This window comes from Leisingera aquaemixtae, assembly GCF_001458395.1.
Taxonomy (GTDB): domain Bacteria; phylum Pseudomonadota; class Alphaproteobacteria; order Rhodobacterales; family Rhodobacteraceae; genus Leisingera; species Leisingera aquaemixtae.
The window spans coordinates 23,685-50,678 of sequence record NZ_CYSR01000010.1; the positions used below are offsets into that span (position 1 = coordinate 23,685).

27 protein-coding genes and 1 riboswitch are annotated in these 26,994 nt (G+C 64.2%); of the genes, 21 read left to right on the forward strand and 6 right to left on the reverse strand.

Annotation, left to right across the window (positions count from 1 at the left end; translation table 11 throughout):
• Positions 1 to 45: 45 nt before the first annotated feature.
• Complete coding sequence (locus PHA8399_RS03845; protein WP_058284870.1) at positions 46 to 402, reverse strand: hypothetical protein; 357 nt, start codon at positions 400 to 402, stop codon at positions 46 to 48.
• 27 nt (positions 403 to 429) lie between these two features.
• Entirely contained in the window at positions 430 to 1,152 is a 723-nt protein-coding gene (locus PHA8399_RS03850; protein ID WP_058284871.1) for a DUF599 domain-containing protein, read from the reverse strand.
• An 80-nt stretch (positions 1,153 to 1,232) separates the two neighbouring features.
• On the opposite strand from PHA8399_RS03850, the gene PHA8399_RS03855 reads away from it, so the two are divergent.
• From PHA8399_RS03855 to PHA8399_RS03885, 7 genes are all read left to right on the forward strand, one after another.
• A complete protein-coding gene (locus PHA8399_RS03855) occupies positions 1,233 to 2,678 on the forward strand; it encodes an FAD-linked oxidase C-terminal domain-containing protein (protein ID WP_058284872.1) in 1,446 nt (481 codons plus the stop codon).
• 41 nt (positions 2,679 to 2,719) lie between these two features.
• The gene (locus PHA8399_RS03860; protein ID WP_439330516.1) at positions 2,720 to 3,826 is read left to right on the forward strand and encodes an FAD-binding protein; all 1,107 of its coding nucleotides are present in this window, start codon (positions 2,720 to 2,722) and stop codon (positions 3,824 to 3,826) included.
• A 3-nt stretch (positions 3,827 to 3,829) separates the two neighbouring features.
• Positions 3,830 to 5,152: a glycolate oxidase subunit GlcF gene (gene glcF / locus PHA8399_RS03865; RefSeq protein ID WP_058284873.1), complete on the forward strand. Its 1,323-nt coding sequence runs from the start codon at positions 3,830 to 3,832 to the stop codon at positions 5,150 to 5,152.
• Positions 5,153 to 5,306: 154 nt separating this feature from the next.
• Positions 5,307 to 6,065: a trypsin-like serine peptidase gene (locus tag PHA8399_RS03870; protein ID WP_244270160.1), complete on the forward strand. Its 759-nt coding sequence runs from the start codon at positions 5,307 to 5,309 to the stop codon at positions 6,063 to 6,065.
• Complete coding sequence (locus PHA8399_RS03875; protein ID WP_058284875.1) at positions 6,062 to 6,877, forward strand: trypsin-like serine peptidase; 816 nt, start codon at positions 6,062 to 6,064, stop codon at positions 6,875 to 6,877. The genes PHA8399_RS03870 and PHA8399_RS03875 overlap by 4 nt, the downstream gene beginning before the upstream one ends.
• 132 nt (positions 6,878 to 7,009) lie before the next feature.
• Positions 7,010 to 7,474: an Hsp20 family protein gene (locus tag PHA8399_RS03880; RefSeq protein ID WP_058284876.1), complete on the forward strand. Its 465-nt coding sequence runs from the start codon at positions 7,010 to 7,012 to the stop codon at positions 7,472 to 7,474.
• A 203-nt stretch (positions 7,475 to 7,677) separates the two neighbouring features.
• Complete coding sequence (locus tag PHA8399_RS03885; protein WP_058284877.1) at positions 7,678 to 8,076, forward strand: globin domain-containing protein; 399 nt, start codon at positions 7,678 to 7,680, stop codon at positions 8,074 to 8,076.
• A 27-nt stretch (positions 8,077 to 8,103) separates the two neighbouring features.
• Here PHA8399_RS03885 and PHA8399_RS03890 read toward each other — a convergent pair whose 3' ends face one another.
• A complete protein-coding gene (locus PHA8399_RS03890; RefSeq protein ID WP_058284878.1) occupies positions 8,104 to 9,576 on the reverse strand; it encodes an NAD-dependent succinate-semialdehyde dehydrogenase in 1,473 nt (490 codons plus the stop codon).
• A 201-nt stretch (positions 9,577 to 9,777) separates the two neighbouring features.
• Here PHA8399_RS03890 and PHA8399_RS03895 point away from each other — a divergent pair, with 201 nt between their 5' ends.
• The 12 genes from PHA8399_RS03895 (at position 9,778) to PHA8399_RS03945 (ending at position 21,362) form a co-directional block, all read left to right on the forward strand.
• Entirely contained in the window at positions 9,778 to 10,563 is a 786-nt protein-coding gene (locus PHA8399_RS03895; protein ID WP_058284879.1) for a hormone-sensitive lipase, read from the forward strand.
• 195 nt (positions 10,564 to 10,758) lie between these two features.
• Positions 10,759 to 11,967 (forward strand): aminopeptidase P family protein, encoded by a 1,209-nt coding sequence (locus PHA8399_RS03900; protein ID WP_058284880.1) that lies wholly within the window; start codon positions 10,759 to 10,761, stop codon positions 11,965 to 11,967.
• Between the two features lie 316 nt (positions 11,968 to 12,283).
• Positions 12,284 to 13,024 (forward strand): CDP-diacylglycerol--serine O-phosphatidyltransferase, encoded by a 741-nt coding sequence (gene pssA, locus PHA8399_RS03905; protein WP_058284881.1) that lies wholly within the window; start codon positions 12,284 to 12,286, stop codon positions 13,022 to 13,024.
• A gap of 27 nt (positions 13,025 to 13,051) precedes the next feature.
• Positions 13,052 to 13,675: a class I SAM-dependent methyltransferase gene (locus PHA8399_RS03910; RefSeq protein ID WP_058284882.1), complete on the forward strand. Its 624-nt coding sequence runs from the start codon at positions 13,052 to 13,054 to the stop codon at positions 13,673 to 13,675.
• A 180-nt stretch (positions 13,676 to 13,855) separates the two neighbouring features.
• Positions 13,856 to 14,938, forward strand: coding sequence for a coiled-coil domain-containing protein (locus tag PHA8399_RS03915; protein WP_058284883.1), 1,083 nt, complete (start codon positions 13,856 to 13,858; stop codon positions 14,936 to 14,938).
• On the forward strand, positions 14,938 to 15,273 hold the full coding sequence (locus PHA8399_RS22540; RefSeq protein WP_058284884.1) for a hypothetical protein: 336 nt from the start codon (positions 14,938 to 14,940) through the stop codon (positions 15,271 to 15,273). Before PHA8399_RS03915 ends, PHA8399_RS22540 begins: the two co-directional genes overlap by 1 nt.
• Before the next feature lies 1 nt (position 15,274).
• On the forward strand, positions 15,275 to 16,396 hold the full coding sequence (locus tag PHA8399_RS03925) for a hypothetical protein (RefSeq protein ID WP_058284885.1): 1,122 nt from the start codon (positions 15,275 to 15,277) through the stop codon (positions 16,394 to 16,396).
• A 138-nt stretch (positions 16,397 to 16,534) separates the two neighbouring features.
• A complete protein-coding gene (locus PHA8399_RS03930; protein ID WP_058284886.1) occupies positions 16,535 to 18,472 on the forward strand; it encodes an AAA family ATPase in 1,938 nt (645 codons plus the stop codon).
• A gap of 11 nt (positions 18,473 to 18,483) precedes the next feature.
• The gene (locus PHA8399_RS22190; protein ID WP_145976970.1) at positions 18,484 to 18,936 is read left to right on the forward strand and encodes a hypothetical protein; all 453 of its coding nucleotides are present in this window, start codon (positions 18,484 to 18,486) and stop codon (positions 18,934 to 18,936) included.
• A gap of 139 nt (positions 18,937 to 19,075) precedes the next feature.
• A complete protein-coding gene (locus PHA8399_RS03935; RefSeq protein ID WP_058284887.1) occupies positions 19,076 to 20,437 on the forward strand; it encodes a DUF6638 family protein in 1,362 nt (453 codons plus the stop codon).
• A gap of 2 nt (positions 20,438 to 20,439) precedes the next feature.
• A complete protein-coding gene (locus PHA8399_RS03940) occupies positions 20,440 to 20,706 on the forward strand; it encodes a hypothetical protein (RefSeq protein WP_058284888.1) in 267 nt (88 codons plus the stop codon).
• Positions 20,707 to 20,717: 11 nt separating this feature from the next.
• Positions 20,718 to 21,362, forward strand: coding sequence for a DUF1523 family protein (locus PHA8399_RS03945; protein ID WP_058284889.1), 645 nt, complete (start codon positions 20,718 to 20,720; stop codon positions 21,360 to 21,362).
• 71 nt (positions 21,363 to 21,433) lie between these two features.
• Here the strand turns inward: PHA8399_RS03945 and PHA8399_RS03950 are convergent, their stop codons facing one another.
• Together PHA8399_RS03950 and PHA8399_RS03955 are read right to left on the reverse strand one after the other, a co-directional pair.
• The gene (locus PHA8399_RS03950; RefSeq protein WP_058284890.1) at positions 21,434 to 21,973 is read right to left on the reverse strand and encodes a TetR/AcrR family transcriptional regulator; all 540 of its coding nucleotides are present in this window, start codon (positions 21,971 to 21,973) and stop codon (positions 21,434 to 21,436) included.
• Between the two features lie 15 nt (positions 21,974 to 21,988).
• On the reverse strand, positions 21,989 to 22,525 hold the full coding sequence (locus tag PHA8399_RS03955) for a dihydrofolate reductase family protein (protein ID WP_058284891.1): 537 nt from the start codon (positions 22,523 to 22,525) through the stop codon (positions 21,989 to 21,991).
• A 271-nt stretch (positions 22,526 to 22,796) separates the two neighbouring features.
• Positions 22,797 to 22,995, forward strand: a riboswitch (cobalamin riboswitch).
• A gap of 107 nt (positions 22,996 to 23,102) precedes the next feature.
• Between PHA8399_RS03955 and PHA8399_RS03960 the strand changes: the two genes are divergently transcribed.
• On the forward strand, positions 23,103 to 24,338 hold the full coding sequence (locus PHA8399_RS03960) for an aromatic ring-hydroxylating oxygenase subunit alpha (protein ID WP_058284892.1): 1,236 nt from the start codon (positions 23,103 to 23,105) through the stop codon (positions 24,336 to 24,338).
• A 4-nt stretch (positions 24,339 to 24,342) separates the two neighbouring features.
• On the forward strand, positions 24,343 to 25,428 hold the full coding sequence (locus PHA8399_RS03965; protein ID WP_058284893.1) for an FAD-binding oxidoreductase: 1,086 nt from the start codon (positions 24,343 to 24,345) through the stop codon (positions 25,426 to 25,428).
• 82 nt (positions 25,429 to 25,510) lie between these two features.
• Here the strand turns inward: PHA8399_RS03965 and PHA8399_RS03970 are convergent, their stop codons facing one another.
• Positions 25,511 to 26,914: an MATE family efflux transporter gene (locus tag PHA8399_RS03970; protein WP_058284894.1), complete on the reverse strand. Its 1,404-nt coding sequence runs from the start codon at positions 26,912 to 26,914 to the stop codon at positions 25,511 to 25,513.
• Positions 26,915 to 26,994: the final 80 nt, after the last annotated feature.

The following is a 26,994-nucleotide window of genomic DNA, read 5'->3' on the forward strand; positions in this document are numbered from 1 at the left end:
TTTGGGCGCATGCCTGCGGCGCGAGTATTTCTTAGAAAGATGAAGTCAGGGCAGGGTGAGGACGTATGTGTCCTTGCCCCAGCCGTCCACCAGGCAGCGGGCCTGGATCTGCACTTGGGCTGTGCCCTCCGGGATCTGAACGCCGCTGAGCGAGCGGGTAAAGGGTTGCTCTTGCTCATGCGGATGCGCCAGCACGCGCAGGCCCAGTTCGGTCCCGTCCATGCCGAGCACCAGCCAGCCGTCGGCGTAATGCTCCCATCCGGTGTCCGGGTGCGACAGCGTCACGCTGAAGGTCCAGCCGCCGCCGGATTGGCGGGCCGTGGCGCCTTCAATAACCGGTTCACCGGCGCGGGCGGGCAGGGCAGCAGCGCAGACCGCGCCGGTCAGCAGCAGGATTTTCATCCCCGCATCATAGCGGCGGCTGCGCGGTCACGAAACCGTGTCCCCGTCGCTCTCTGGCGGGATGCGCATCAGGATCGTGCGCGAATGCGAGGCAAACTCGCGCCGGTAGAGGACGGCAAACGTGATCGCCGCCGCACCGGCCAGCGGCAGCGCGCCCGCCAGCCAGGCCACCGCGGCGAGGGCGAAATAGGTTGCCCGCATCCCGCGGTTGAAGCTGCGCGCGGCGGTGATGCTGATCTCGGCGGCCTGCGCAGCGCGCGGATAGGCCAGCGGGTCTGCACGGTCGTTCGGCACCGCTGCCATCAGCACCGCGCAATAGCCGAACAGCCGGTGGGACCAGACAAATTTCAGAAACGCATTGGACAGAAACAGCAGCACCACCAGGATCTTCACCTCCCAGACGAAGGCCGGGGCGCTGTCCTGGATCAGGTCTTCGGCAACGCCCGCCAGCTGTTCGGTATTGCCGATCAGCGCCAGCCCGCCGCCGATGGCGATCATCGCGGCAGAGGCGAAAAAGGCGGTGGCCTGGCGCAGGTTGCCTGCCAGCTGGGAGTCAAAGATCCGCGGGTCGCGCTCCACCATCCGTTTCATCCAGTCGCGCCGGAAATCCGCCATCAGCCAGGAAACCGATGGCCGCCCCGCAGGCGGGTTTTCGATCCGCCAGCCGATCCACAGCCAGCTGGCAATCAGCAGGGTGACGGCGGCAAGGTCGAACAGAGAAAACTGCGCAAGGCGGGTGGTCCAGATCATGGCCCGACCCTAGCGCGGCAATCCGCCCCTTGCCAGATGCGATAAATTGGTAATATTATTTTACCAAAGAGGAGAGCCCAATGGAGATGCCATCCCCGAACCCCGCCATTCTGGCCCGCAAGGCGCGGCTTGCCGCGCGGCTGCTGACTGTGCTGCCCGCCGATGCGGTGATCCAGGACGAGGCGGAGACCCGCGCCTATGAGTGCGATGCGCTAACCGCCTACAAATGCCCGCCGCTGCTGGCGGTGCTGCCGCGTTCGACGCAGGAGGTCTCGGATGTTCTGCGCATCTGCCACGAGGAAGGCGTGCCGGTGGTGCCGCGCGGGGCGGGCACGTCGCTGGCGGGCGGGGCGCTGCCGACCGCGGATTGCGTGATCCTGGGCGTGGCGCGGATGAATGAAGTTCTGGAGACTGACTATGAGAACCGCATCATCCGGGTGCAGACCGGGCGCACCAACCTGAGCGTTTCCGGCGCGGTGGAGGAGGAGGCGTTTTTTTACGCGCCCGATCCGTCCTCGCAGCTGGCCTGCGCCATTGCCGGCAATATCGCCATGAACTCCGGCGGCGCGCATTGCCTGAAATACGGGGTGACCACGAACAACCTGCTGGGTGTGACCATGGTGATGATGGACGGCACCGTGGTGGAGATCGGCGGGGCCCATTTGGATGCCGGGGGGCTGGACCTTCTGGGGGTGATCTGCGGCAGCGAGGGTCAGCTGGGGGTGGTGACCGAAGCCACCCTGCGGATCCTGCGCAAGCCGGAGGGCGCGCGGCCTGTGCTGATCGGGTATGACAGCAACGAGGTCGCGGGCGCCTGCGTGTCGGACATCATCAAGGCGGGCGTGCTGCCGGTGGCCATCGAATTCATGGACCGTCCCTGCATCGAGGCCTGCGAGGCCTTTGCGAAAGCAGGCTATCCGATGTGCGAAGCGCTGCTGATCATCGAGGTGGAGGGCAGCCCGGAGGAGATTGACCACCAGCTTGGATTGATCACGGAGATTGCCCGCTCCCACAACCCGGTGGAACTGCGCGAGGCCGGCGATGCGGACGAGGCCGCCCGGATCTGGCTGGGCCGCAAATCCGCCTTTGGCGCCATGGGGCAGATCAACGATTACATGTGCCTGGATGGAACCATCCCGGTGTCCTCGCTGCCCTTCGTGCTGCGCCGGATCGGCGAGATGAGCAAGGAATTTGGTCTGGACGTGGCCAATGTGTTTCATGCAGGTGACGGCAACATGCACCCGCTGATCCTGTTCGATGCCAACAAACCGGGCGACCTGGAGACCTGCGAGGCGTTTGGCGCCGAGATCCTGAAGCTGTGCGTCGAGGCAGGCGGCTGCCTGACCGGCGAGCACGGGGTCGGGATCGAGAAGCGGGATCTGATGCTGCATCAGTATGATGAGGCGGATCTGGAGGCGCAGCTGAAGGTCAAGGATGTGTTTGACCCCAAGTGGCTGCTGAACCCGGCCAAGGTATTCCCGCTTACGGTGACAGAGGGCCGGCGGGCGGCCCTGGCAGCTGAATGATTGGGGGCTCGCCCCCAAACCCCCAGAGTATTTCCGGAAAGATGAAGATGATGACACTAGGGAGCGAGGCAGAGCTGGCGGAGGCCATCGCGGGCGCAAGCGGGCCGCTGTGCATTCAGGGCGGCGGCAGCCGCGGGCTGGCGGTGGAGGGTGAGGTTCTGAGCACACGCGCGCTGTCCGGCGTGGAGTTGTATGAACCGGGCGCCCTGACGCTGGTGGTCAAGGCAGGCACGCCGGTGGCGGAGGTCGAAGCGCTGCTGGCGGCTGAAAACCAGCGGCTGGCGTTTGAGCCGATGGACCACCGCGGGCTGCTGGGCACCGAAGGCGAGCCAACCATCGGCGGGGTGATTGCCGCGGGCATCTCCGGCCCCCGGCGCATCCAGGCGGGCGCGGCGCGCGATCACTTGCTGGGCGTGCGGTTTGTGGACGGCTCCGGCCAGGTGGTGAAGAACGGCGGCCGGGTGATGAAGAATGTGACCGGTTATGACCTGGTGAAACTTCTCTGCGGCGCCCACGGCACGCTGGGGGTGCTGACGGAAGTGTCGCTCAAGGTGCTGCCGCGGGCCGAGGCGGAAGCGACGGTGGCGGTGGCCGGGCTGGACCTGCCGCAGGCCGTGCGGGCGATGTCGGCTGCTTTGGGCTCGCCCTATGATGTCACCGGCGCGGCCTATGACGCAGAGGCTGGTCAGGTGTGCATCCGGGTGGAGGGGTTTGCCGGATCTGCTGCCTATCGCAGCGGCAAGCTGGCGGAGCTTTTGTCGCCCTTTGGCCGGGCAGAGGTGCAGCCGCAGGCCCGGGATCTGTGGCAAGGCCTGCGCGATGTGTCGGCTTTTCACGGGCGCGCGGGGGATGTCTGGCGGATATCGGTGAAGCCATCGGACGCGGTGACGCTGGCGCCGCGGCTGGAGGCGGAGGCGCTGCAATTCGACTGGGGCGGCGGGCTGATCTGGGCGCTGGTGCCAGAGGGCACCGACCTGCGCGCCCGCATCAACGTGCCGGGCCACACCACGCTGGTGCGGGCCGCGCAGAACACCCGCGCGCGGCTCGGCGTGTTCCAGCCGCAGCCCGCTCCGCTGGCAGCAATCTCCGCGGGGCTGCGGCGGCAGTTCGATCCGCGCGGCATCCTTAATCCGGGCTTGATGGGATAAGACATGCAGACCACCTTTACCGAACAGCAGCTGCAGGATCCGGGCACCAAGCGCGCCAATGAGATCCTGCGCACTTGCGTCCATTGCGGTTTTTGCACCGCCACCTGCCCGACCTATCAGGTGCTGGGCGACGAACTCGACAGCCCGCGCGGCCGCATCTATCTGATCAAGGACATGCTGGAAAACGAGCGGGTGCCGGACGCCAAGACCGTCAAGCACATAGACCGCTGCCTGTCGTGCCTGGCCTGCATGACAACCTGCCCGTCGGGCGTGCATTACATGCATCTGGTGGATCATGCCCGCGCCTATATAGAAAAGCACTATGACAGGCCCTGGAGCGACAAGGCCCTGCGCTGGCTGCTGGCGCGGATCCTGCCCTATCCGTCCCGGTTCCGGCTGGCGCTGATGGGCGCCAAGCTGGCCAGGCCATTCAAGGGTCTGCTGCCCGATCCGCGGCTGCGCGCCATGCTGGAGATGGCGCCGAAACACATCCCGCCGGTGAGCCGCAATGACGATCCGCAAAGCTTTGCCCCCGCCGTGCCGCGTAAGAAGCGCGTGGCGCTGATGACCGGTTGCGCGCAAAAGGCGCTGAACACCGATATCAATGATGCCACCATCCGCCTGCTGACCCGCCTGGGCTGCGAGGTGGTGGTGGCCAAGGGCGCGGGCTGCTGCGGCGCGCTGACCCATCACATGGGGCGCGAGGACGAGAGCCACGCCACCGCGGCTAAAAACATCCGCGCCTGGGCGGCAGAGATGGACGGGCAGGGGCTGGACGCCATTGTCATCAATACTTCCGGCTGCGGCACCACGGTCAAGGACTATGGCCACATGTTCCGCAATGAGCCGCTGGCGGCGGATGCGGCGCGGGTCTCTGCCATCGCGATGGATATCTCCGAACTGCTGATGCAGCTGGAGCTGCCTGAGGGTGCGGACAAGGGGCTGACCGTGGCGTATCACGCTGCCTGCTCCCTGCAGCACGGGCAGCAGATCAAGACCCATCCGAAGACCCTGCTGAAACGCGCAGGCTTCACCGTGGTGGAACCCGCCGACAGCCACCTCTGCTGCGGGTCGGCGGGCACCTACAACCTGATGCAGCCGGAAATCTCTGCCGAGCTGAAGGCGCGCAAGGTGAAGACGCTGGAGGCAAAGACCCCCGACTTGATCGCGGCGGGCAATATCGGCTGCATGATGCAGATCGGTTCCGGCACTGAACTGCCCATCGTGCACACCGTTGAGCTGCTTGATTGGGCCACAGGCGGTCCGCAGCCGCCTGCGCTGACCGCGCCCGGCAAACGCGCCCCGGAGGTGCCCATCCTGCGCTGAGGCTGCCTGCGGGAAAGAATCAGGCTGCATTCTCCGCGGGCTTGCCGTAATTTTGCCGGATCGGACACGTAATCTCCCAGCCGGTGGATAAGAGGAGACGCAGGTGAGGCAGTGGATTCTGGCGGTGCTGGCAGTGTTGCTGCCGGCCGCGGCGATGGCGCAGGACAGCCGCCTGCAGCGGATGGATACCCTGGATGCGGGCCGCAAATGGGAGGCCGTCGGGCGGCTTGACGTGAATGGCGAGGGGTTTTGCACCGGTGCGCTGATTGCGCCTGACTTGGTGCTGACCGCCGCGCATTGCCTGTATGACAGCCGCACCAAGGCGCCGATTGACCCCACAACCATTGAATTCCTGGCCGGATGGCGCAACGGGCGCGCCTCGGCCTACCGCAGCGTGCGGCGGGCGGTGCAGCATCCCGCCTATGTCTATGACGGGGAGCTGTCGACCGGCCGGGTGCGCAACGACATCGCGCTGCTGCAACTGCAGCGCCCGATCCGCAACACTACGGTGACGCCGTTTGAAACCGACGAGCGCCCGCGCAAAGGGGCCAAGATCGGTGTGGTCTCCTACGCCCATGACCGGTCCGAGGCGCCTTCCCTGCAGGAGGTCTGCGCGGTGATGGCGCGGCAGCAGGGGGTGCTGGTGATGTCCTGCGATGTGGATTTCGGCTCCTCCGGGGCGCCGGTGTTCTCCTTCGAGGGCGGGACCCCGCGGATCGTGTCGGTGATTTCCGCCAAGGCCGAGGTGAGCGGTGAACGGGTCTCGCTCGGGTCCGCTTTGGCCGAGGAGCTGACGCTGCTGCAGGCGCAACTGACCGGCGTCGCCACCGGCGGCCGCCTGCCGCCAGGCGTTGGCCGCGTGCGCGTCGGCGAGGGGCGCAGTTCCTCCGGTGCGAAGTTCATCAAGCAATGACTTGGCGGGCGCTGATCCTGGCGGTTGCCGCCCTGGCCTATACCGGCGGCGCAATGGCACAGGGCACTGGCCTCCGGCGCCTGACCGGGCGAGACGACCTGCTGGGCTGGGAAGCGGTGGGGCGGCTGGAGCTGAACGGGCAGGGGTTTTGCACCGGCACGCTGATTGCGCCGGAGCTGGTGCTGACGGCGGCCCACTGCGTCTATGACCGGAATGCAAAGGTGCGCCCGGCAGACCAGATCATCTTCCGCGCCGGGCTGCGTGACGGGGTGGCGATTGCCGAGCGGCAGGCGCTGCAGGTCGCCGCGCATCCGGGGTACAATCCGCACGGTCGCCTCGACCTCGAAAACGTCCGCCACGATGTGGCGCTGATCCGGCTGGTTGAGCCCATTCTCAGCGGCGAGGCCGATGCCTTTGCCCTGCACTCCGGCAGCGGGTACGGCAGCGGTATTTCCGTGACCTCCTATGGCCGGGGCCGCGCCGAGGCGCTGTCGCGGCAGCGGCAGTGCAACCTGATGGGGGAGCATGAGGACGTGCTGATGATCGACTGCGACGTCACCTTCGGGTCCTCCGGTGCGCCGGTGTTTTCCCAGGCCGGCGGCCGCGGGCGCATCCTGGCGCTGGTGTCCGGCGGCGGCAATTACCGGGGCAAGCAGGTGGCGTTTGGCATGAAGCTGCCGCAGCGGGTGGCCGAGTTGAAGGCCCAGCTGCGCCGCAATCCTGCGGCCGCCCCCGACCGCCGGATCAAGCGGATCCGGGCGGGCGGCGGCGCCTCTGCCGGGGGCGCGAAATTTGTGCGCCCGGGCGGCTGACAGCCCCCTTGAAGCCGCATTTTCCGTTCCTATCTGAGGACTATCCGGGCAGCCGCTGATTGGGGCCCGGAAAATTCCAGCCTGTCCCCGCGGGGAAGGCCCCCTGAAATCGCTCATAAATGAGGATGGAAAATGCGTACCTTTGATTTTACACCGCTGCACCGTGCAACCATCGGTTTTGACCAGATCGCCAACCTGATGGACCGCGCCCTGAGCGCCGACGCTGCCCAGTCCAGCTACCCGCCCTACAACATCGAAAAGACCGACGCCGACAGCTATCGCATCTCGATTGCCGTCGCCGGTTTTGCCGAGGAGGACCTGAACGTTGAAGTGAAGGAAGACGCCCTGGTTGTCGCCGCCAAAAAGGCTGAGGACGGCGAGGAGCGCACCTTCCTGCACCGCGGCATCGCAACCCGCGCCTTTGAACGCCGGTTCACCCTGGCCGACCATGTCCGCGTGACCGGCGCCAGCCTGGAAAACGGCATGCTGCATATCGATCTGCACCGCGAGGTGCCGGAGGCGCTGAAGCCGCGCCGGATCGAAATTTCCTCCTCCCGCCCGGCCCGTCCGGAGATCGAGGCCAAAGCGGTCAACTGATCCCGCGGACTCCGGTCCGAGCGTATATGCCCCCCGGTTCTGCCGGGGGGCTTTTTTGTGTCCGGGGCTTCAAACAATTCTTAGCCTTTTGGCCGCACTGTTTGGGGAAGATGTCATGTGCACCGGCGCTGTTTCCGCATGCCGCAGGATGCGCGGCGCGGCAGTTCGGTGCCTTGGTTTGGTTGCGGTGAATTGGCGGTTTGATGACCCCTCAGGAAGTTCAGCATGTTCAGCAAAGCTTTGCCGGGGTTTTTGCCCGCAAGGCGGATCTGGCGGAACGGTTTTACGTGCATCTGTTCACCCGCCTGCCGCAGGCGCGCGGCATGTTCCAGGGCAACTTCGTGAAGCAGAAGGCGATGCTGACGGAGATGATTGCAGCCTGTGTGCGCAATCTGGACGACCCGGCGACGCTGGCAGAACTCAGCGCGCGGCTGGTTCAGGACCACGCGCATCTGCATCTTGGCGCGCGGGAGAGCGACGCGGCAAAGCGGGCGCTGATTGCCGCTTTGCGCGATGTTCTGGGGCCGGCGCTGGACCCGGAGACGGAAACCGCCTGGGCCAGCGCCATCAGCAGGGTGGCCGGGACAATGACCCGGCATTGACCTGCACGTGCTGCCTGCGTTTCGGGATCAGACCGACATGCAGATGTATTTCATCTCCAAGTAATCTTCGATGCCGTGGTGGCTGCCTTCGCGGCCCAGACCCGACTGTTTGACGCCGCCGAACGGGGCCACTTCGGTGGAGATGATGCCGGTGTTCACCCCGACAATCCCGTATTCCAGCGCTTCGGCCACCTTGTAGACCCGGCTGAGGTCCTTGGCATAGAAATAGGACGCCAGACCGAAGATGGTGTCATTGGCCACCGCGATCACCTCGTCCTCGTTCTCGAACTTGAACAGCGGCGCGAGCGGGCCAAAGGTTTCTTCGGTGGCAAAGGCCATGTCCTGGGTCGCGCCGGTCACGACGGTCGGCTGGAAGAAGGTGCCGCCCAGTTCCGACGGGTTGCCGCCCAGGATCACGCTGCCGCCCTTGGATTTGGCGTCGGCAATGTGCTCCTCGACCTTCTCCACCGCGTCCCTGGTGATCAGGGGGCCGAAGTCCGTGCCCTCTTTCAGCCCGTCGCCGACCGTCATTTTCTGCAGGGCCGCTTTCAGCTTCTCCGCAAAGGCATCGTAAACGCCGGCCTGCACATAGATCCGGTTGGCGCAGACGCAGGTCTGGCCGTTGTTGCGGAACTTGCACATGATCGCGCCTTCGACCGCGGCGTCCAGGTCGGCGTCATCGAACACGATAAAGGGCGCGTTGCCGCCCAGCTCCATCGAGCATTTCATCACCTGCTCGGAGGCCTGCTTCAGCAGGATACGGCCCACTTCGGTGGAGCCGGTGAAGGTCAGCTTGCGCACCGCGGGGTTCTCGCAGAACTCCTTGCCCACATCGGAGGACCGCGACGACGGCACCACGTTGAACACGCCCGCAGGGATCCCTGCGCGCTCTGCCAGAACCGCCAGCACGATGGCCGACAGCGGCGTCTCTGCCGCCGGGCGCGCAACGAAGGAGCAGCCCGCCGCCAGCGCCGGACCGGCCTTGCGGGTGATCATCGCATTGGGAAAGTTCCAGGGCGTGATCGAGGCGGCCACCCCGATCGGCTGCTTGATCACGGTGATGCGCTTGTCGCGCTGATGGCCGGGGATGGTCTCGCCATAGATCCGCTTGGCCTCTTCGGCGAAGAACTCCACAAAGGAGGCGCCATAGGCGACCTCGCCGCGCGACTCGCTGACCGGCTTGCCCATTTCGGCGGTCAGGATCACCGCCAGATCCTCCTGGTTTTCCATCATCAGGTCGAACCATTTGCGCAGCACATTGGCGCGCTCCTTGCCGGTCCACTTGGCCCAGTCCTTCTGTGCGGTCTCGGCCTGGGCAATGGCGCCCGCCACCTGGGCGCGGCTGACATCCGCCACCTTGGCAATCACGTCGCCGCGGGCGGGGTTGGTCACGTCAAAGGTGCCGTCGCCGTCGGCAAACTTGCCGCCGATATAGGCGCGCGTCTCCAGCAGGCTGGGGTCTTTGAGCAGGGATTTCAGGTCAGTGGTTGCATCAAGCATTGCGGGCCTCCCGGGGGTTCTGTCACTGAAATGCAAATCAGCTGTGCCTTGATATGTCCAGACAGAACGATAAGTCCAGAATTTGATCAAATTATTTAGCCAAGAGTGCCGGGGGGCGGAAATTTCCGCCGGGCAATTTGACATGTCCTGTGCGAGACTGTCAGGTAGCCGCAAAGCATAATTTCAACGGGGAGACTGGGCATGGAATTGGATGATGCCTATGCCAACGGGGCCTACATCGAGAACGCAGACAAGTACCCGCCGCGCTGGGCCGCCTCAGCCGAGGACTTCCGCAACAGCCTGCATCAGCGCGCCCGGCTGGACATCCCCTATGGCGAGGGGGTGCGGCAGCGCTTTGACCTGTTCCTGCCGGAAGGCGAGCCTAAGGGCGTCTTTGTCTTTGTGCACGGCGGCTACTGGCTGGCCTTCGACAAAAGCTCCTGGTCGCATCTGGCCCGCGGCGCGATTTCGCATGGCTGGGCGGTGGCAATGCCGTCTTACGACCTGTGCCCGGAGGTGCGGATCGCCGATATCACCCGGCAGATCACCGCGGCGGTGACCCGGATCGCGGCGGAGGTGGACGGCCCGATCGCGCTGGCCGGTCATTCGGCGGGCGGCCATCTGGTGGCGCGGATGCTGGACAAGGCGCTGCTGCCCGCAGAGGTGGGGGAGCGGATCAAGACGGTGATCCCGATCTCGCCGCTGGCGGATTTGCGGCCCCTGCTGCGGACGTCGATGAACCAGAAGTTCCGGATGGACTCGGCTGCGGCCATTGCTGAAAGCCCGGTGGAGATGACCGACCGCTATCCCGCGGAGGTCACCGTCTGGGTCGGCGGCGAGGAGCGCCCGGCGTTTCTGGATCAGGCCATCTGGCTGGTGGAGGCCTGGGAGACCGACCACGTGATCGCCTTTGGCAAGCACCATTTCAATGTGATCGACCCGCTGGCGGACCCCGAAAGCGACCTGGTGGCTCTGATCGTGAATTGATCGCGGCGCGGGGGGGCGGGTTCGCCCGCCCTGCAGGCTCTCTGGCTGCAAAAACGTCTTGCCAGAATCCGGTTTCCGCCGCATCGTCTGCGCAAGGGCCAGGCGATGGCGTCGCCGCATGGAATACATGGTGCCCCCGCATTCCCAAACCGTCCTGAACGCCGGGACCTTTCTTGTAAGAAGGAAGGGTCTGATATGACTGCACGTCCTGAAATGTACCGTTTTCACAATGGTGAGAAGGCGCCGCTGCAATTTGCCGTCTCCGAATACGAGGCGCGGATCGCCGGCCTGCGCAAGATCATGGCCGAAACCGGGGTGAGCGCCGCCGTCTTCACCTCGATGCACAACATCTCCTATTACTCTGGCTTCACCTACTGCGCCTTTGGCCGCCCCTACGGCCTGGTGGTGACCGGGACCGAGGCGGTTACCATCTCGGCCGGCATCGACGCGGGCCAGCCCTGGCGCCGCTCTTTCTGCGACAACATCACCTATACCGACTGGCAGCGCGACAATTTCTGGCGTGCAATCAAGTCGGTAAGCGGCGAGGGCGCGGTTGTCGGCTATGAGAGCGACCACCTGACCCTGCTGCACAAGGGCAAGCTGGAGGCGTTCCTGGCGCCGTCGGAACTGGTCGACCTCTACCTGCCGACCATGGAGCAGCGGATGCGCAAATCGGCGGCCGAGATCGAGATGATCCGGGCCGGTGCTGCGGTGGCCGATGTGGGCGGCTTTGCGATCCGCGATGCGGTCAAGGAAGGCGTGCGCGAGATTGATGTGGCGATGGCCGGGCGTGACGCGATGGAGCTGGAGATCGCCAAGCGCTTTCCGGATGCCGAATACCGCGACACCTGGGTCTGGTTTCAGTCCGGCATCAACACCGACGGTGCCCACAACCCGGTGACGGGACGCAGGCTTCAGCGCGGCGATATCCTGTCGCTGAACACCTTCCCGATGATCTCCGGCTATTACACCGCGCTGGAGCGGACCATGTTCGTGAAAGAAGTGGACGCCGACAGCCTGAAGATCTGGGAGGCCAATGTGGCGGCCCATGAATACGGCATCTCGCTGCTGCAGCCGGGGGCGAGCTGTGCGGAAATCACCCATAAGATCAACGCCTTCTTTGAGGAGCGGGATCTGCTGCAGTACCGCACCTTCGGCTATGGGCATTCGTTCGGCGTGCTGTCGCACTATTATGGCCGCGAGGCCGGGCTGGAGCTGCGCGAGGACATTGATACGGTTCTGGAGCCGGGCATGGTGATCTCGATGGAGCCGATGCTGACCATCGCCGAGGGCAATCCCGGCGCGGGCGGCTACCGCGAGCATGACATCCTGGTGATCCATGAAGACGGCAACGAGAACATCACCAAGTACCCCTACGGGCCGGAGTTCAACGTGGTCGGCTGAGCCGCGGCGCAGGCGGGGTGCTCCCGCCTGCTCATGGCCTTCCGGCGGGAGGCCTTCACAGTTGGGCGTGGCACCGTGCGATGCACGGTGCCCTCACTTTTCAGGCGGCAGCGCCTGTACACCTTACGTACACCCCCTGTGCACCCCCTTGGCATCCCCTTTGCACTGGGGCGGCTGCCGGGGCCGCAAATATTGCGCCGCGGCGGCTCTTGGGGCATACGGGCGCAACGGCTACAATAGCCCCCAAGTTTGCCCCAAGGTTTGCCTCCGCGCCGCGGCCTCTCCAGCGCCCCGCGAGGAAGAAAGTGCCACCGCCATGTATGACGTCCCGGAAAAGAAGAAATCCGAATTTGCGCTGATCCAGCTGATGCCGAACATGATGACCATCGGCGCCATCTGTGCGGGCCTGTCGGCGATCCGCGCTGCGGTTTACGGCAATTACACGCTGGCGGTGATGCTGATCCTGCTGGCCGCGGTGCTGGACGGGCTGGACGGGCGGCTGGCGCGGGCGCTGCACAGCGAAAGCAAGATGGGTGCGGAGCTGGATTCGCTGGCCGACTTCCTGAACTTCGGGGTGGCGACGCCGATGGTGATCTACCTCTGGGCCTTGCAGGATGTGCGCGGCGTGGGGTGGATTTCGGTGCTGGTGTTTTCGGTCTGCTGCGTGGTGCGGCTGGCGCGGTTCAATGTCGGCAGCAAGTCGGAGGAGGAGCCGAAGGGGCGCAGCGGCTATTTCGAAGGCATCCCGTCGCCCGCCGGGGCGTTTCTGGCGATGCTGCCGATGTTTGTCTCCTTTGCCTTTGACGGAGCGATGGTGCTGCCGGAGCTGCTGATCTGCCTGCATATGGTGGTGGTCGGCCTGCTGATGATCAGCCACATCCAGACCTGGTCGCCCAAGGCGATGAAAATCTCCCGCGAGCATGTTAAATACCTGCTGGTGGGATTTGCCTTCATGGCTGCGGCACTGTTGACCTATGCATGGACGGTGCTGGTTGTGCTATGCGTTGGCTACGTTGCAATGGTGATTTGGGGGCTGGTTTCCAAGCCAAAGGACTAGCCCAAGACGTCCAATGGGAGGGACGAATTGGATATCAAGGCAGTTGAGGACTCTTACGCGCGCTGGGCGCCGGTATACGACAGGACCTTTGGCGCGGTAACGCGCTCAGGCCGCCGCCGCGCAACCCGCTATATCAATTCCCGGCAGGGCAGCGTGCTGGAGGTCGGCGTCGGCACCGGGCTGTCGCTGCAGCATTATGCGCCGCATCTGCAGGTGACCGGCATTGATTTCAGCCATGACATGCTGAAGAAGGCGCAAGCCAAAGTGCGGGAGATGGGGCTGACCCAGGTCGAGGCGCTGCGGCAGATGGATGCCCGGCAACTGGATTTCCCGGACAACTCCTTTGACACCGTCGCGGCCATGCATGTGCTGTCCGTCGTGCCCGAGCCGGAGCGGGTGATGCACGAGATCGCCCGGGTGCTGAAGCCCGGCGGCAAGGTGGTGATCACCAACCATTTCAAAAGCGGCAAAGGGGTCAGGGCCTCGCTGGAGAAGCTGTCTGCGCCGCTGGCCAATGTGATCGGCTGGCACTCAGACTTTGCGCTGGAAACGGTGCTGCAGGAAGACGGGCTGAGCGTCGAGCAGCAGGAGAACATCCCGCCGTTCGGCATGATGACCTTTCTGGTTCTGGGCAAGCAGCAGACCATGTGACGCTGCCCCGTTTGCGCGAAACCGCCCCCGGATCCGCTCAGGCGCGTCCGGGGGTTTTCTTTGTGCAGCCTCTCTGCAACAGTGATTTGGAAACGGGCGGAATTGCGCCGCCCGGGGTATGTAAAATGTTTTTACATACCCATATCCGGATCAGTTATTTGAGCGGGAGGAACGGACACGATGAGTGTTTCCCAATTTGACAGGATGGTGGCGGAGAGCGAGGAGAAGGTCCGGGACTCTCAGGCCAGGATCGAGGCGCTGACCTCGCGCATCGAGACTGCGCGCAGCAAGATCGAGGCGGGCGAGGATGCCAGCATCGACATTGAAAACGCGACACTTGAGGATGTGCATGCGCACACCGAGGTGATGAACGCCAATATCGCCGAGCTGATCATGGGGCTTGATGATGTGACGGCGGCGTTCTCCAAGGATTTCAACGAGATGCGGTCGAAGACCGGCTGGGAGAGCTTTGTCGGCTTCTTCTCCAAAGGGAAATCGGACTCGATGCGCCAGGAGCGGATGCGCACCGCCAATATCGACGACAAGCTGCAGGATCTGATTGCCAAGTCCGACGTGATCGTGAAGCTGCTGGAGGGCCAGCTGGCCACGCTGGAAGAGCAGCGCGAGAAGGTGCAGGTGAACCTGACCGCCACGCTGGACGACCGCGAGTTCACCGTGCAGGAGCTGGAAGGCGTGCGCGCCCGGATCGTGGCGCTGGACCCGCAGATCATCGAGCTGGAAAACAAGATCTCGGTCGAGCAGGACGCCGCCGCGCGCACCAAGCTGGAGACCGAGCTGGCGGAGCTGAACACCAAGTACAACGCGCTGGTGCAGGAGGAGCAGGTGAAGCTTGCGAAATCCCAGACGCTGGAGCGCTATATCGAGAAGGGCAAGACTTGGGTCGACTCCCTGCAGAACCAGGCGGCGACGCAGATGGTTCTGATCAACAAGCTGCAGACGGACACCCAGCAGCGGGTGGTGCTGTATGATGCGCTGACCAAATCGCTTAAGACCGCTCAGCAGCAGGATGTGGCGCACCGGATCAACGAGATCGGCGTGCAGACCGACAAGGAAGCCCAGACCGCAATGGCGGCGATCGGCACCGCGACCAACCGGAAGATGGCCGACATGCTGGAAAGCCATGAGGGCAACATGGTGTTTGCCCGCGACGTGCTGGAGAAGAAGGCCAAGGCGGATGAACGCTTTGCCCGCCGGTTTGCCGCGATTGTCGAGAAGCACGACAAGAACCTGTATGGTGGGTGATGTTCCGGGTATTCGAACGACGGCACCGGCCTGTTAGGATTAAAAGCCTGAAGGAGCTTGAGCCCGGTTTTAGACCCCGGTGGTTTCGAATTTCGTTTCGCTTGGGTGTTTCGGCCTTTTTGTCGATGCCGGTGATACTGGCTGGCAGTATTTTCAAAGTGCCGCTGCTTCTTTGGCTGGGGATCATATGCTTCAAGTTGGTGGTCCTTGCACTGATTTTGCTGACCTATTTTCCAACGGTAATAGTCTTTTTCGGCTATTGGTGGCCTTGGTTGGGGCTGAAAGCAGCGCAGCTTGATAGCTGGTTAGAGCGCGACTTGGACTGGGGAGCCTAAAATGACCGATCCCTCCCGCGACCACGCAGGCCTTACCGATACCTTCGCCTCGCGCCGGTATTTCCGGAAGTTCGAGACCATCATCCGGCATCTGACCCGGGTTGCGGCGGCGATGCAGGCGGAGGGGCGGCTCAGCAAATCCGACGTGAAGGTGCTGACCGCTTACCTTATGCGGCTGAACTTCACCTTCCGCGCGCTCTCCATGAAATACCTGATGGCGGGGCGCGACACCGGGCGGTTCTTTGGCAGCCTGGCGATGGACAAGCGCGACAGCGGCTTTCCGGTGGCGGCGGAGCTGATGACCATGGCCAATGACGCCCAGCAGGCGGAGCGGCATCTGGCTAATATGGCGAGCGAAGCGCAGCTGAAGGATGACATGGTGCGCACCATCATCTCGGACCGCACAGCGCCGCTGAAACTGCAATTCGCGCTGTCGCAGCGGCTGTATTATCAGGAGCTTTTGAAGGGGCAGCTGTTCTGGGTGCAGAACGATCCGGCCTGCGAATGGCTGGAAAACATCGGCGAGCGCCGCCGCAGGTTCCTGCTGCATTGGGCGGCCTATGACAGCCAGGTGAACCTGCCGGTGATCTACCTGATGGAGCTGGAGGACAGCGGCAAGGTAGCACTGCCCAAGGACGAACGGCGCTGGCCCGAGGTGCAGGCGCATCTGATGGCGCAGGCCTTGGCCGGGCTGAAGCTGGTGACAATTGCCAAGGGGTTCGACGAGGATTTCGCGGACCTCCACCCCAAGCGCCTGCGCCGCTATCACGTGGGGCCGATGTATTCCTCCGCCTATACCGAGCAGTCCGGCCCGCTGCATCGGGTGCTGGAAGAGGCGGAGGCGCCCGAGGGCCAGGACTGGGCCTTGGCCTGGACGCTGGAGGAGCTGGAAAGCGAGGAGGTGCGGGAGGAGCGCGCCGGCTGGTTCGGCACCGTTGAGCGGGAGATCTTTGCGCTGGACCCCTTTGGCGGGCGCGGGGCCGATACCGGCGCGACCCGCACCCAGCGCGCCATCATCCTGCCGCAGCGCCCGTTCCAGGTGCTGGCAGAGCTGGACCCGCCGGGGTTTGCCGATGTGCAGAAGTTTGTGGTGAGCGATACCGGGCAGGTGCTGCGGTATTGAGCGCGCGCGTGGTGCGAGGGCGGGAGCCCGCCTCTCGGCGGCAAAGCCGCCTGCCGGGCAGCGGGTCGGGAGTATTTTGGGAAAGATGAAAGAGCTGGGCCTGTTTTCGGCCGGCGAGTTGCGGATTGAGAGGAAGAGATGAGCATTTCAGGCACTCAGATGGAGCTGCGGGAAGAGGACATCCGCAAGCATTACACCGCCGCGGCCGCGATGCTGGAGGGGTTCGACCACACCCCGCGTATAGCCAAGCCGCGGGCGAGCGCGCCGGTGCAGGAGCGCTCGCCGGGGATTGCCCGCAGCCGCCGCTTCCGTTCCACCACGCCGGGGCTGGTGACGCGCTCCACCGCGCGGCCCGAAGGCGTGCATCTGATTGCCCGGATCGAGGCGGCGGACGGGGAAGATCCGCTGACTTCGCCCTTGCAGGCGACCTTGCAGCACGCGCTGCGCCGGGCGCTGGCGGTCTCGCTGGCGATGGCGGAGGTTTATGCGGATGTTTCGGGCCTTGCGGATCTGAAGCGGGCCAATCTGGCAGGCTCTCTGGACGCCGCACGCAAGGGGGAGTTCACCGAACTGCTGGCCGCCGAGGCGCTGATTGCGGCGCATGTGTTTGCCAACGCCACCGCCTATCTGCTGGCGCCGCACGGGAGCGAGACGCAGGCCGAGGTGGGCGAAGCGGAGGAGCTGCTGACCGATAATGCGCCGCTGGCTTTGCACGGGGCGCTGTGGGAGCTGGACCAGAAGCTGGCGCTGCACGCGCCCGATGATGTGCATCTTATTGCGGCCTCGGCAGCCTATGCGGAGCAATTGATGGAAAAGGCTGCCCTGCGCGCGCAGAACGCGCCACGGCTGGAGGCCTTCATCGCGGCCGCCTGGCGGGTGGAGGCGGATGATCTGACCATCAGCGGCTTTGAACCGGCGGCCAAGGCGAAATCCACCACCCTGACGATGGCGTTCAAGAAACCGCATGAGGTGGTCGGCAATCATATCGCCAAGTACCAGGCGATGCGGCTGGCGAAGATGCTGATGGCCTATGATTTCGACCGCCGCCTGAACCCCTTTGCCGAGATGGGCGGCTTCATCTTCACCTTCATGGGCGACGGCAAGCCGGGGACCGGCAAGACCACCCTGATCCAGATGATGGCGGGGCTGATCCATGACTATTGCCAGAACGCGGGCTACCCCTTCCGCTACCAGAATTTCGGCATCGACAATATCGACAGCTACCAGGGAAAATCCGGCCAGAACGCCAAATCCTTCATCCAGAATGTGATCGACCCGGGCGTCATCGGCTTTGGCACCATCGACGACATTGACCAGATCGCAGGAAAACGCGGCGACCGGCAGTCCTCGGCGGGCCAGCAGGAGGTGACGGCGGTCTTCATGGAGGCCTTTGCCGGCGCCAACACCGTGGTGCGCGGCAACTGCACATTTGGCATGTTCTCCAACTACCCGGAGAATGTGGACGACGCCCTGCGCCAGCGGGCGGGGGCGCGGTTCCTGGTGGACGGGCCGCAGACGCGGGAGGATTATATCGACATTCTGACGCTGCTGATGGGCAAGAACCATGCGATACCGCTGGGCGAGCATGACCTGTACGGCGCGCAGGAGATCAGACGGGCGGTCGCGCGGTCGTTTGAGGCGCACAACCGCCCGCAGGAGCCGGGGCTGATGGAGGTCTTTGGCCGGGTGCATGATCAGATTGGCGCGCTGGATGACCTGGCCAAGCTGGGCACCTATCTGAAGGCCATTCAGCAGGCGGACGAGCGGTTCACCGGCCGCGCCATCAAGAACATCACCGATGCGGTCAAGGTCCGGGCGATGGATTTTGAGCTGCCGGATGAATGGATGGAGAACCCGGAGCTATTCCTGTTCAAGGATTACGAGACCAAATCCGCAATGATTGCCGAGCTGCGGGTGCCCATCACGGTCGACATGGTGGTGCAGGAGATCAACCGCTACGCCGACAGCGAGTTCCGCTATGCCGACAAGTCGGATGAGGTGGCGATTGAAAACATGGTGCGGGACTTTGGGCGGCAGGAAGAGGCCAAGCGGCGGTATCTGGAGGGGAAGGGGTGAGCAGGCTTGGAGTGGTTGCATTTGCCCTGTCACTTGGAGTTGGAGCTGGCTGCGTAACTGCAGAGCCGGACTATAACTTAATTGGAAAACGGGCGTTTTCCCTGTGGGAGTGCGCCGCCCTGTCGGGAGTTGCACGCGACGATAGTCCTGAAGCCCTAAATCTGTTTAACAGCGGATTTGAGCTTATGAGGGAGTTTGTTGTTGCATGGAAAGAAGGAAGGTTAACGAAAGAGAACACTAACGAGGTGCCAGTTGGAATTAGTTGGCGTTTAACCTCGGGCCCATCAGTAGATTTTTCGTTGGGCTATATGTGGTCCGAATTTGCAAGATACGCTTTCGATGACACTTGGGATGACAGTATAGAGGCAACTTTCGACGAAAAGAAGAAATTGCAAATACTTAAAGCAGAGCAGCAGTTTCGGGATAGAAACTGCGAGCTACTTGAAGAGGTTATTGGCAAGTGATGACTGTCGGAAGCCCTATCAGTTGGTGCAATATCGCGGCGAAGCCGCGACGCGCCCGACCCGCCCCCCAGGGCGGGCGCGTTCCGCACCCACCCTCGGGCCGGGCGCATCGCTTTCGTGATACGGACAGGAGGAAGAAATGAAACGCCTCATCCAGCATGGCCTGATGTTCGGCAATCTCTTCCATGTGGCCTCGCCCGCGCTGGTGGAGCGCTACAACCGCGCACTGAAGCATCTGACCGGCAAGACCACCGCGCTCACCGATTTCCACGTCGATATCTCGGGCTTCTCGCCGGAGATCGGGGATGATCTGGGGGATGATCATTATCTGAACCATGCGGGCGTCAACCGGCAGTTCATTCTGCTCAGCACCGAGCAGAAGCGCTGCCCGCTGCTTCACGTGAAATTCTCCACCAGCCGGGACATCCTGCGGCGGTTTATCGAGGTCAATGAACGCCAGCTGTTTGCGCTGACCGCGACCGATGCGGTGGCGGGGGAGCTGGTGAATTCGGTGTTTGAGGTGTCCTCGCCCGCGAAGCTGTTCGACATCCGCCAGGTTCGGATCGAGGCGGACACCACCCGCGGCACGCTGCGCCATGCGGACCACCTGGCGGAGCTAGTGGAGCAGTTCAAGACCGGCGAGGATGCCTGGTTTGACGATGATCTGATCGAAAAGATGATCGCGACGGCGGAACAGACCGGCGATGTGACCCGTAATCCGGTGCATCTGGAGCATGAGGTCTTTGAGCAGGGCAACTTTTGGACCGCGCATTTCGGCGGGCTTTACGTGTTTCAGGACGTCGGGCATCCGGCGGTGATCGCCAGCGGCGCAAAGCCCGAGGGCGTGCCGCTGAAACATGTGTTCGATCTGAGTGAGCGCAATGCGATTGCCCGGTTTCTGGAGGTGAACCGGCTGGCGGAGCCGGTGATCCGGGCGCGCGGCGTTGATGGTGCGGCGATCCTGCGGCAGAAGATGGGGTTTCTTGCGGTGTCCGTTCTGACGGAGAAGGGGCGGGATCTGACCGGTCTGTCACGCTCGGATCTCAGGCGGATGGCAGCGCGGCACGCCGATGAGCTGCCGGCGGAGTTCGAGGGGCTGGCAGCACTGGTGCGCTGGGCCGACGGGGGCGGCAGCTGGCCGCGGATCACCTCGGACCATCCGGCCTATTTCTATTCCCTGCGGGCGTCGGACACGCCCTGCCGCGATCTGGTCAACATGCTGCTGGCGGAGCTGTGCCCGCATGATTTCCGGCAGATGTTCATCTGCCACAAGGAGGAGTTCTACCGCCAGTACCGCGGCTGGCCGGAGACCAAGAAGGCCTATGCGGCGGAGTTCCTGGCGCGGGAGTATGCGGTGGACAAGGCCGGCGCGCGGCAGGCGCTGTTCGGGCATGAGCCGGATATGGAGGGGCGGATGCCCAAGCTGCCGCGCAGCCAGCGCCAGGGGCTGGTGGAGCGGGTCGGCCCCTGGGGCGCGGTGAATCGGGTGAGGGGGCGCTAGAGATGTTCGGCTTTATCCGCCTGGTGCTGATCCTGTTGGTGGTGCTGACCTTGGCCTATGGCGCGGTGTCGCTCTACTCGCGCGAGGTGCGGCGGGCGAAGCTGAAACGGCGCTGGAAAGACAAGGGGTTGACCGGCGACCGTGCGGCCTTCATCCAACGGGGGCTGAGGCAGTATGACCGCTCGTTCCGGCGCAAGCTGATCCTCCTGGTCTATATCATCCCGCTGGGGGCCATCGCGCTTCTGGTCTATGTCATTAACTTCATGTGAGGAGCTGCCCGATGCGTTTCATCAAATGGGCCTTCCTGATCACCTTCTGGGTGCTGTTCGGTGCCTTCCTGCATTACACGCTGCCGCAGTACGACGTGGTGCGCATCGTCAACACTTACGAGGAGCGGCAGGAGCTGAACGACTGGACCCGCCTGTTCTGGTCCAAGCCCGACGACCAGTCGGCGCAGCTGATCAACCGCGATGTGCAATTCATCCAGGGCGTGCGCCCCAGCGGCCGCGCCATCGTCTACCGCAATGAGGACACCGGCTGGAGCTGGCCGCCCTATTTCAAGTTCGACACAGCCAATCTGTACACCGACGCCAATGACAGCATCTCGACCAGGGCCAACCCGGAGTGGGTGGCGGTGATGCATTACGGCTGGCGCAACGAGTTCCTGTCGATCTTCCCGAATGCGGTGTCGATCAAACCGGTGGCAGGGCCGGACGACAAGCCGACCAATTGGTTCAGCATCATCTTCCTGGTGCTGCTGGCCGCCATCCTGTGGGCCATCTATGTGCGCTGGCGCCGGTTCCGCCGGGCACGGATCGACCCGATGATCGAAAGCGCAGAAGACAGCCTCTATGCCGCGGGCGATGCGATTGCGGAACGGCAGGGCCGCTTCCGCCGCTGGCTGGACAGCTGGAAATCGAAGTGAAGTCGGGCCGCCGCTCGGGCGGCTCTGCAAGGCGAAAGCGGATGCGCGGGCCATGATTGGCCCGCGTATTTTCATTCGATACGGTCGAGCACCCAGTCCAGTGCGGGGGTGAAATCGTCAATCTGCAGCGCCTCTCCCGGTGCCGCGGCGGCTGCAAAGGCGAAACCGTGCGTGTAATCCACGATGAGGCAAAGCAGGGTGCGGGCCTCCGCTCCGGTCACGCCTGCGGCGGCGATTTCTGCCTCGATAAGCTGCGTCAATCCGGTCAGGGAGGGGCCGATCAGGGACGGGTTTTCCAGGATGCATTTCGCGAGTTCCGGGTGCCGGGTCACCTGGGCGCAATAGCGGGTCATCAGGTCCCGCAACCGCAGCTTGGGCGTTGCTGCCATTGACGGGGTGTCTGACCCTTCAAACGCAGTTGCGACGAGGCTGGCGATCATCTCGTCCCTTGTGCCGGCGTGATGGGCAACGGCCATCGGGGTGACGCCAAGCGCCTCGGCCAGCGCCTTGAAGGTCAGGGCCTTGCTGCCGCCCGTGTCGAGCAGCTGCAGGGCCTGCCTCAGCACATCGTCCTTGCTGAGGGTCCGGCTGCCCTTGGGCGGGCGTCCCATCCGCGGGGGCATCGGTCAGATCACCCGGAACGTGGTCTGCACCATGCCGGCGGGCAGGATGCGGGAGCTTGCCACCTTGAGGTCGATATCGCGGTCCAGGCTGCCAAACAGGGGGATGCCGCTGCCGATCAGGATCGGGACCGTTGTGATGGTCAGATCGGCAATCAGCCCCTGGCGCAGGAAGGACTGCACCAGCCGGCCGCCGTCGATATAGGCGCGGTTCCAGCCTTCTTCTTGCAGGTCCTGCATGAGGTCTGCAGGCGCGGCGGTGCTGAGGCGCACCTTGTCCTTCAGCTCCTCGGGAATGTCCTGCCCGGTCAGGCTGCTGCTGAGGACCACAACCGGTTTGCTGTAGGGCCATTGGCCGAAGCCGAGGAGGGTGCGGAAGGATCCTGTTCCCATGACCAGCCCGTCGACGCCGTCCATGAACGCCGCAAATCCGCCATCGCAGTCTTCGGCGGCGGGCTGCTTGGACAGCCAGTCCAGAGAATGGTCCTTGCGGGCCACGAAACCGTCGAGGCTAGTGGCGATAAAGACGTGGCCGGTGGTCATCGGCTGCTCCTGTGTTCCATTAAACTATACGATATATATTTTAATGCATCCCGCTTTCCAAGAGGCCGGTACCAGGAACGCCGGCTGCGAATCGGTTCGGTGCGGCAGGCAGCGCCTAACCACATGAAAGATAAGCGCTTGCCGCAAACGGGCTGGCGAGTGCCGGTTTGAGTTTCTGGACATTCCTGTCCCGCCGGGCACGGCAAACATGCATGTCTTTTTCCGGTTTCGGCGGGTCGGATTTGTCTCCGCCCAACGGCCGCGTTTAGGGCAATTTGCGCCTCAGCAAGGTGCCGCCCCCTGGGGCGGAGAATTGGGAAGCTGGTGAAACTCCGGCACTGCCCCCGCAACGGTGACCCCGGGCAAGGCATGGCAAAGACCACTGAAGCATGCGCTTCGGGAAGGTGCCAGGCCCCGCCGCCGAATGGCCCCGGGACAGTCCGGAAACCAGCCTTGCCACGAAAACGTCAACCGCGGGCGGCGGCGGGGCGGTTGCGGGCGCGTGGCCTGTGATCTCTCTCCTCATGCCTGCAGCCAAGCCAACCTGCCGCGGGGATGCGGCAAAGGAGAGAAGCAGATGCTTCACGACAGCGAGATCCTGGCCAGACTGGTGGCCCGTCAGAAAAATTATTCCCTGGAGCAGGCATTCTATACCGATCCGGGCGTGCTGGACCTGGACATGCGCCAGATCTTCTACCGCGAGTGGCTGTTTGCCATTCCCGCCTGCGAGATCCCCAAGGCCGGCAATTTCGTGACCCATCAGGTCGGCGCCTACAATGTCATCATCGTGCGCGGCACCGATGGCGAGGTGCGGGCCTTCCACAACGCCTGCCGCCACCGCGGCTCGGTTGTGTGCAAGGCCAAGAAGGGCAATTCGCCAAAGCTGGTCTGCCCCTACCACCAGTGGACCTATGAACTGGACGGTTCGCTGTTGTGGGCGCGCGACATGGGGCCGGATTTCGATGCGTCCAAGCACGGGCTGAAGCCGGTGCATTGCCGCGACCTGGCGGGCCTGATCTACATCTGCCTGGCGGATGAGGTGCCGGACTTCGATGCTTTCGCTGCTGTGGCGCGTCCCTATCTGGAGCCGCATGACCTGGCCAACGCCAAGGTTGCCTATGAAAGCTCGATCATCGAGAACGGCAACTGGAAGCTGGTCTGGGAGAACAACCGCGAGTGCTATCACTGCGGCGGCAACCACCCGTCGCTGTGCCGGACCTTCCCCGAAGATCCCTCGGTGACCGGTGTTGAGGGTGGCGAGACCCCGCCGCACCTGCAGAAGCATTTCGACCGGATCGAGGCGGCAGGCGTGCCGGCTCAGTTCCAGATCGACGCGCGCGGCCAGTACCGCGTGGCGCGGATGCCGCTGAACGAGGGCGCCGAGAGCTATACCATGGACGGCAAGGCGGCGGTGGCCAAGAAGCTGGGCCGGGTGCCGTTTGCGGATGCGGGCACGCTCTTGAAGTTCCACTACCCGACCACCTGGAACCACTTCCTGCCGGATCATTCCATCGTGTTCCGGGTGACTCCGATCAGCCCGACCGAGACCGAAGTCACCACCAAATGGCTGGTGCACAAGGACGCGGTCGAGGGCCAGGACTATGACCTGAAGCGGCTGACCGAAGTCTGGGTTGCCACCAATGACGAGGACCGCATCGTGGTGGAGGACAACCAGCGCGGCATCAACTCGCCCGCTTATGAGCCCGGCCCCTATTCGGAGGTGCAGGAAAGCGGTGTGATCCAGTTCTCCAACTGGTATGCCGAGCACCTGACCCGTGCGCTGACCGGCCGCAACTTGATCGCGGCGGAGTAACATCATGGGACTGCAGGCCAATTTCGAGACGCTGGACGAAACCCTGGCGTGGAAGGACGACGAGATGCTGGAATGCGTCTCTGTCGTGCCGGAAGCGCCGAACACCGCCACCTTCAGCTTCCGCGCGCCGTCCGGCGCGTGGTTCAAGTACCAGCCGGGCCAGTTCCTGACGCTGGAGCTTCCGGTGCCGGGCGGCACCGTCTGGCGCACCTACACCATCAGCTCCTCGCCCTCGAGGCCGCTGTCGATCTCGGTCACGGTAAAGGCGCAGGCCGACAGCATCGGCACCCGCTGGATGCTGGACAACCTGCGCCCGGGCATGTTCCTCAAGGCCTCCGGTCCGGCGGGCCTGTTCACTCTGCCGAAGCGCCCGAACGGCAAGTTCCTGTTCATCTCGGCTGGTTCCGGCATCACGCCCAGCCTGTCGATGACCCAGTACCTGTTTGACCGCGGCCAGTCGCCCGATGTCAGCTTCATCAATTGCGCCAAGCGCCCCAGCGAGATCATCGCGCGGCGCCAGCTGGAGGGCATGGCGGCGCGGGTGCCGGGGATCAAGCTGCATTTCGTGGTCGAGGAGGACGACCCCTATCAGGTCTGGACCGGCTACCGCGGGCAGCTGAATCAAATCATGCTGGGCCTGATTGCCGGCGACTACCTGGAGCGCGAGGTCTACTGCTGCGGGCCGGATCCGTTCATGCAGGCGGTGCGAGACATGCTGAACGGCCTGGGCTTCGACATGGAGAACTACAATCAGGAAAGCTTTGGCGCGCCGGTGGAGACCGAAGCCGATGTGCCGGAGCTGGACGATGTGGTGCCGGAAGAGACCGCGGCGGCAGAGATCACCTTTGCCGCGTCGGGCGTCACCGCCACCTGCACCGAGACCGATACGGTGCTGGCAGTGGCCAAGGCGTCGGGCCTCAATATCCCGTCGGGCTGCACCTTCGGCATCTGCGGCACCTGCAAGGTCAAGAAGACCGCGGGCGACGTGCATATGGTCCACAACGGCGGCATCTCGGAGGAGGATGTGGAGGCAGGGTATATCCTTGCTTGCTGCTCCAACCCGATCGGCCGGGTTGAGGTCGAGATCTGAAGGCCCAGGGGCGCGCGCCGGATCCGGTGCGCGCCCTCTTTCGTGGCTCGGCCCCGGATCAAGCGTCCAGTGCCGCAGGGCGTCACCAGCCGCGGCGGCCCAGCAGGGCATGCAGCCGGTTTTGCGGTGCAAAGGCATCGACTTGGGCAGGCCGGGTGAGGCCCCGCAGCACCCGGTGCACCAGCAGCGCGCCAAGCCCGGCAAAGATCATCCCGCCGGCGGCCTGGCCTGCCAATACTCCCGGCGCACCGGCCAGGTAGCCGCCCAGCACCGCCAGCGGCCAGGTGCCCAGGGTGTGGCGGCCCCAGTTGATCCAGGTGGAGTAGACCGGGCGTCCCAGGTTGTTGAAACTGGCATTCTCGACAAAGATCGCCCCGTTGAAGAAATACGCCAGCGCCAGCGGCCCGCAGAACAGGTAGATCAGCCTGCGGGTCTCTCCGGTGGCCGAGAACAGGTCGGCAATCGGCGCCCTGAGCGCAAACAGCACCGCCGCCATCAGCAGCACATAGACTGCGGTGAAGGTGATGCCGGCCGCAAAGGCCTGGCGGACGCGGGCAAATTGGGCTGCGCCGAAGTTCTGGCCGATGATGGGGCCGATGGCGCCCGACAGCGCAAAGATCACCGAAAACGCCACCGGCATCAGGCGGCCGATCACCGCCATGCCGGCCACGGCCTCGGTGCCGAACTGGGCAATTTCGCGCAGCACGATGGCGTTGCCGACCGGGGTGGCGATATTGGTCAGCACCGCCGGCACCGCAATCGACCGGATCGTGCGCAGATCGCCGGCAATCTGCCCGAAGCCAGGCCGCATGAACCCCCGGTGGACCCGGATCGCGGGCCAGAAAGCCGCCGCCAGCATACAGGCCCGGGCCAGCACCGAGGCAATGGCCGCCCCGTCAAGCCCCAGCCCCAGGCCAAAGATCAGCAGCGGATCCAGAACGGCATTCAGCCCGCCGCCGTAAAGCGTCGCCACCATCGAGCGGCGCGCATCGCCATGGGCACGCAGCACCGCCATGCCGGTCATCGCCAGCGCCATCACCCACATCGTCGGCAGGATGATCCAGACATAGCGCATCGCCAGGCGCAGCACCTCGCCCTGGGCGCCAAGCAGGGTCAGGATTTGCTCAAGCCAGGCCAGCACAAGGACCGGCATCACCAGCCCGGTCAGCACGCCGATGGCGGCGACGCTGGTGGCGTAATGCCGGGCCAGATCCGGGCGGCCCGCGCCCAGTTCCCGCGCGGTCAGCGAGCCTGCGGCAATCGACAGGCCGATATTGATCGAGTTGGTGAAGAACAGCAGGGTGCCCGCATAGCCCACCGCAGCCGCCAGCGCGTCATTGCCCAGCATGGCGATGAACGCCATATCGACGAAATCCACCGCGAACATCGCCATCAGCCCGATACTGGCCGTCAGCGACATGCGGGTCACATGCCGCATCAGGCTGCCTGTCAGGAAGACGGCCTTGCGTTCTGCCGGGTCTGCCATCCCTTACCCCTCTTGCTGTTCCGGTTCCGCTCCTGCGGCAGGCGGGCGCACGCAGGCCCCGGGCGGGGCCGCTTCATCCG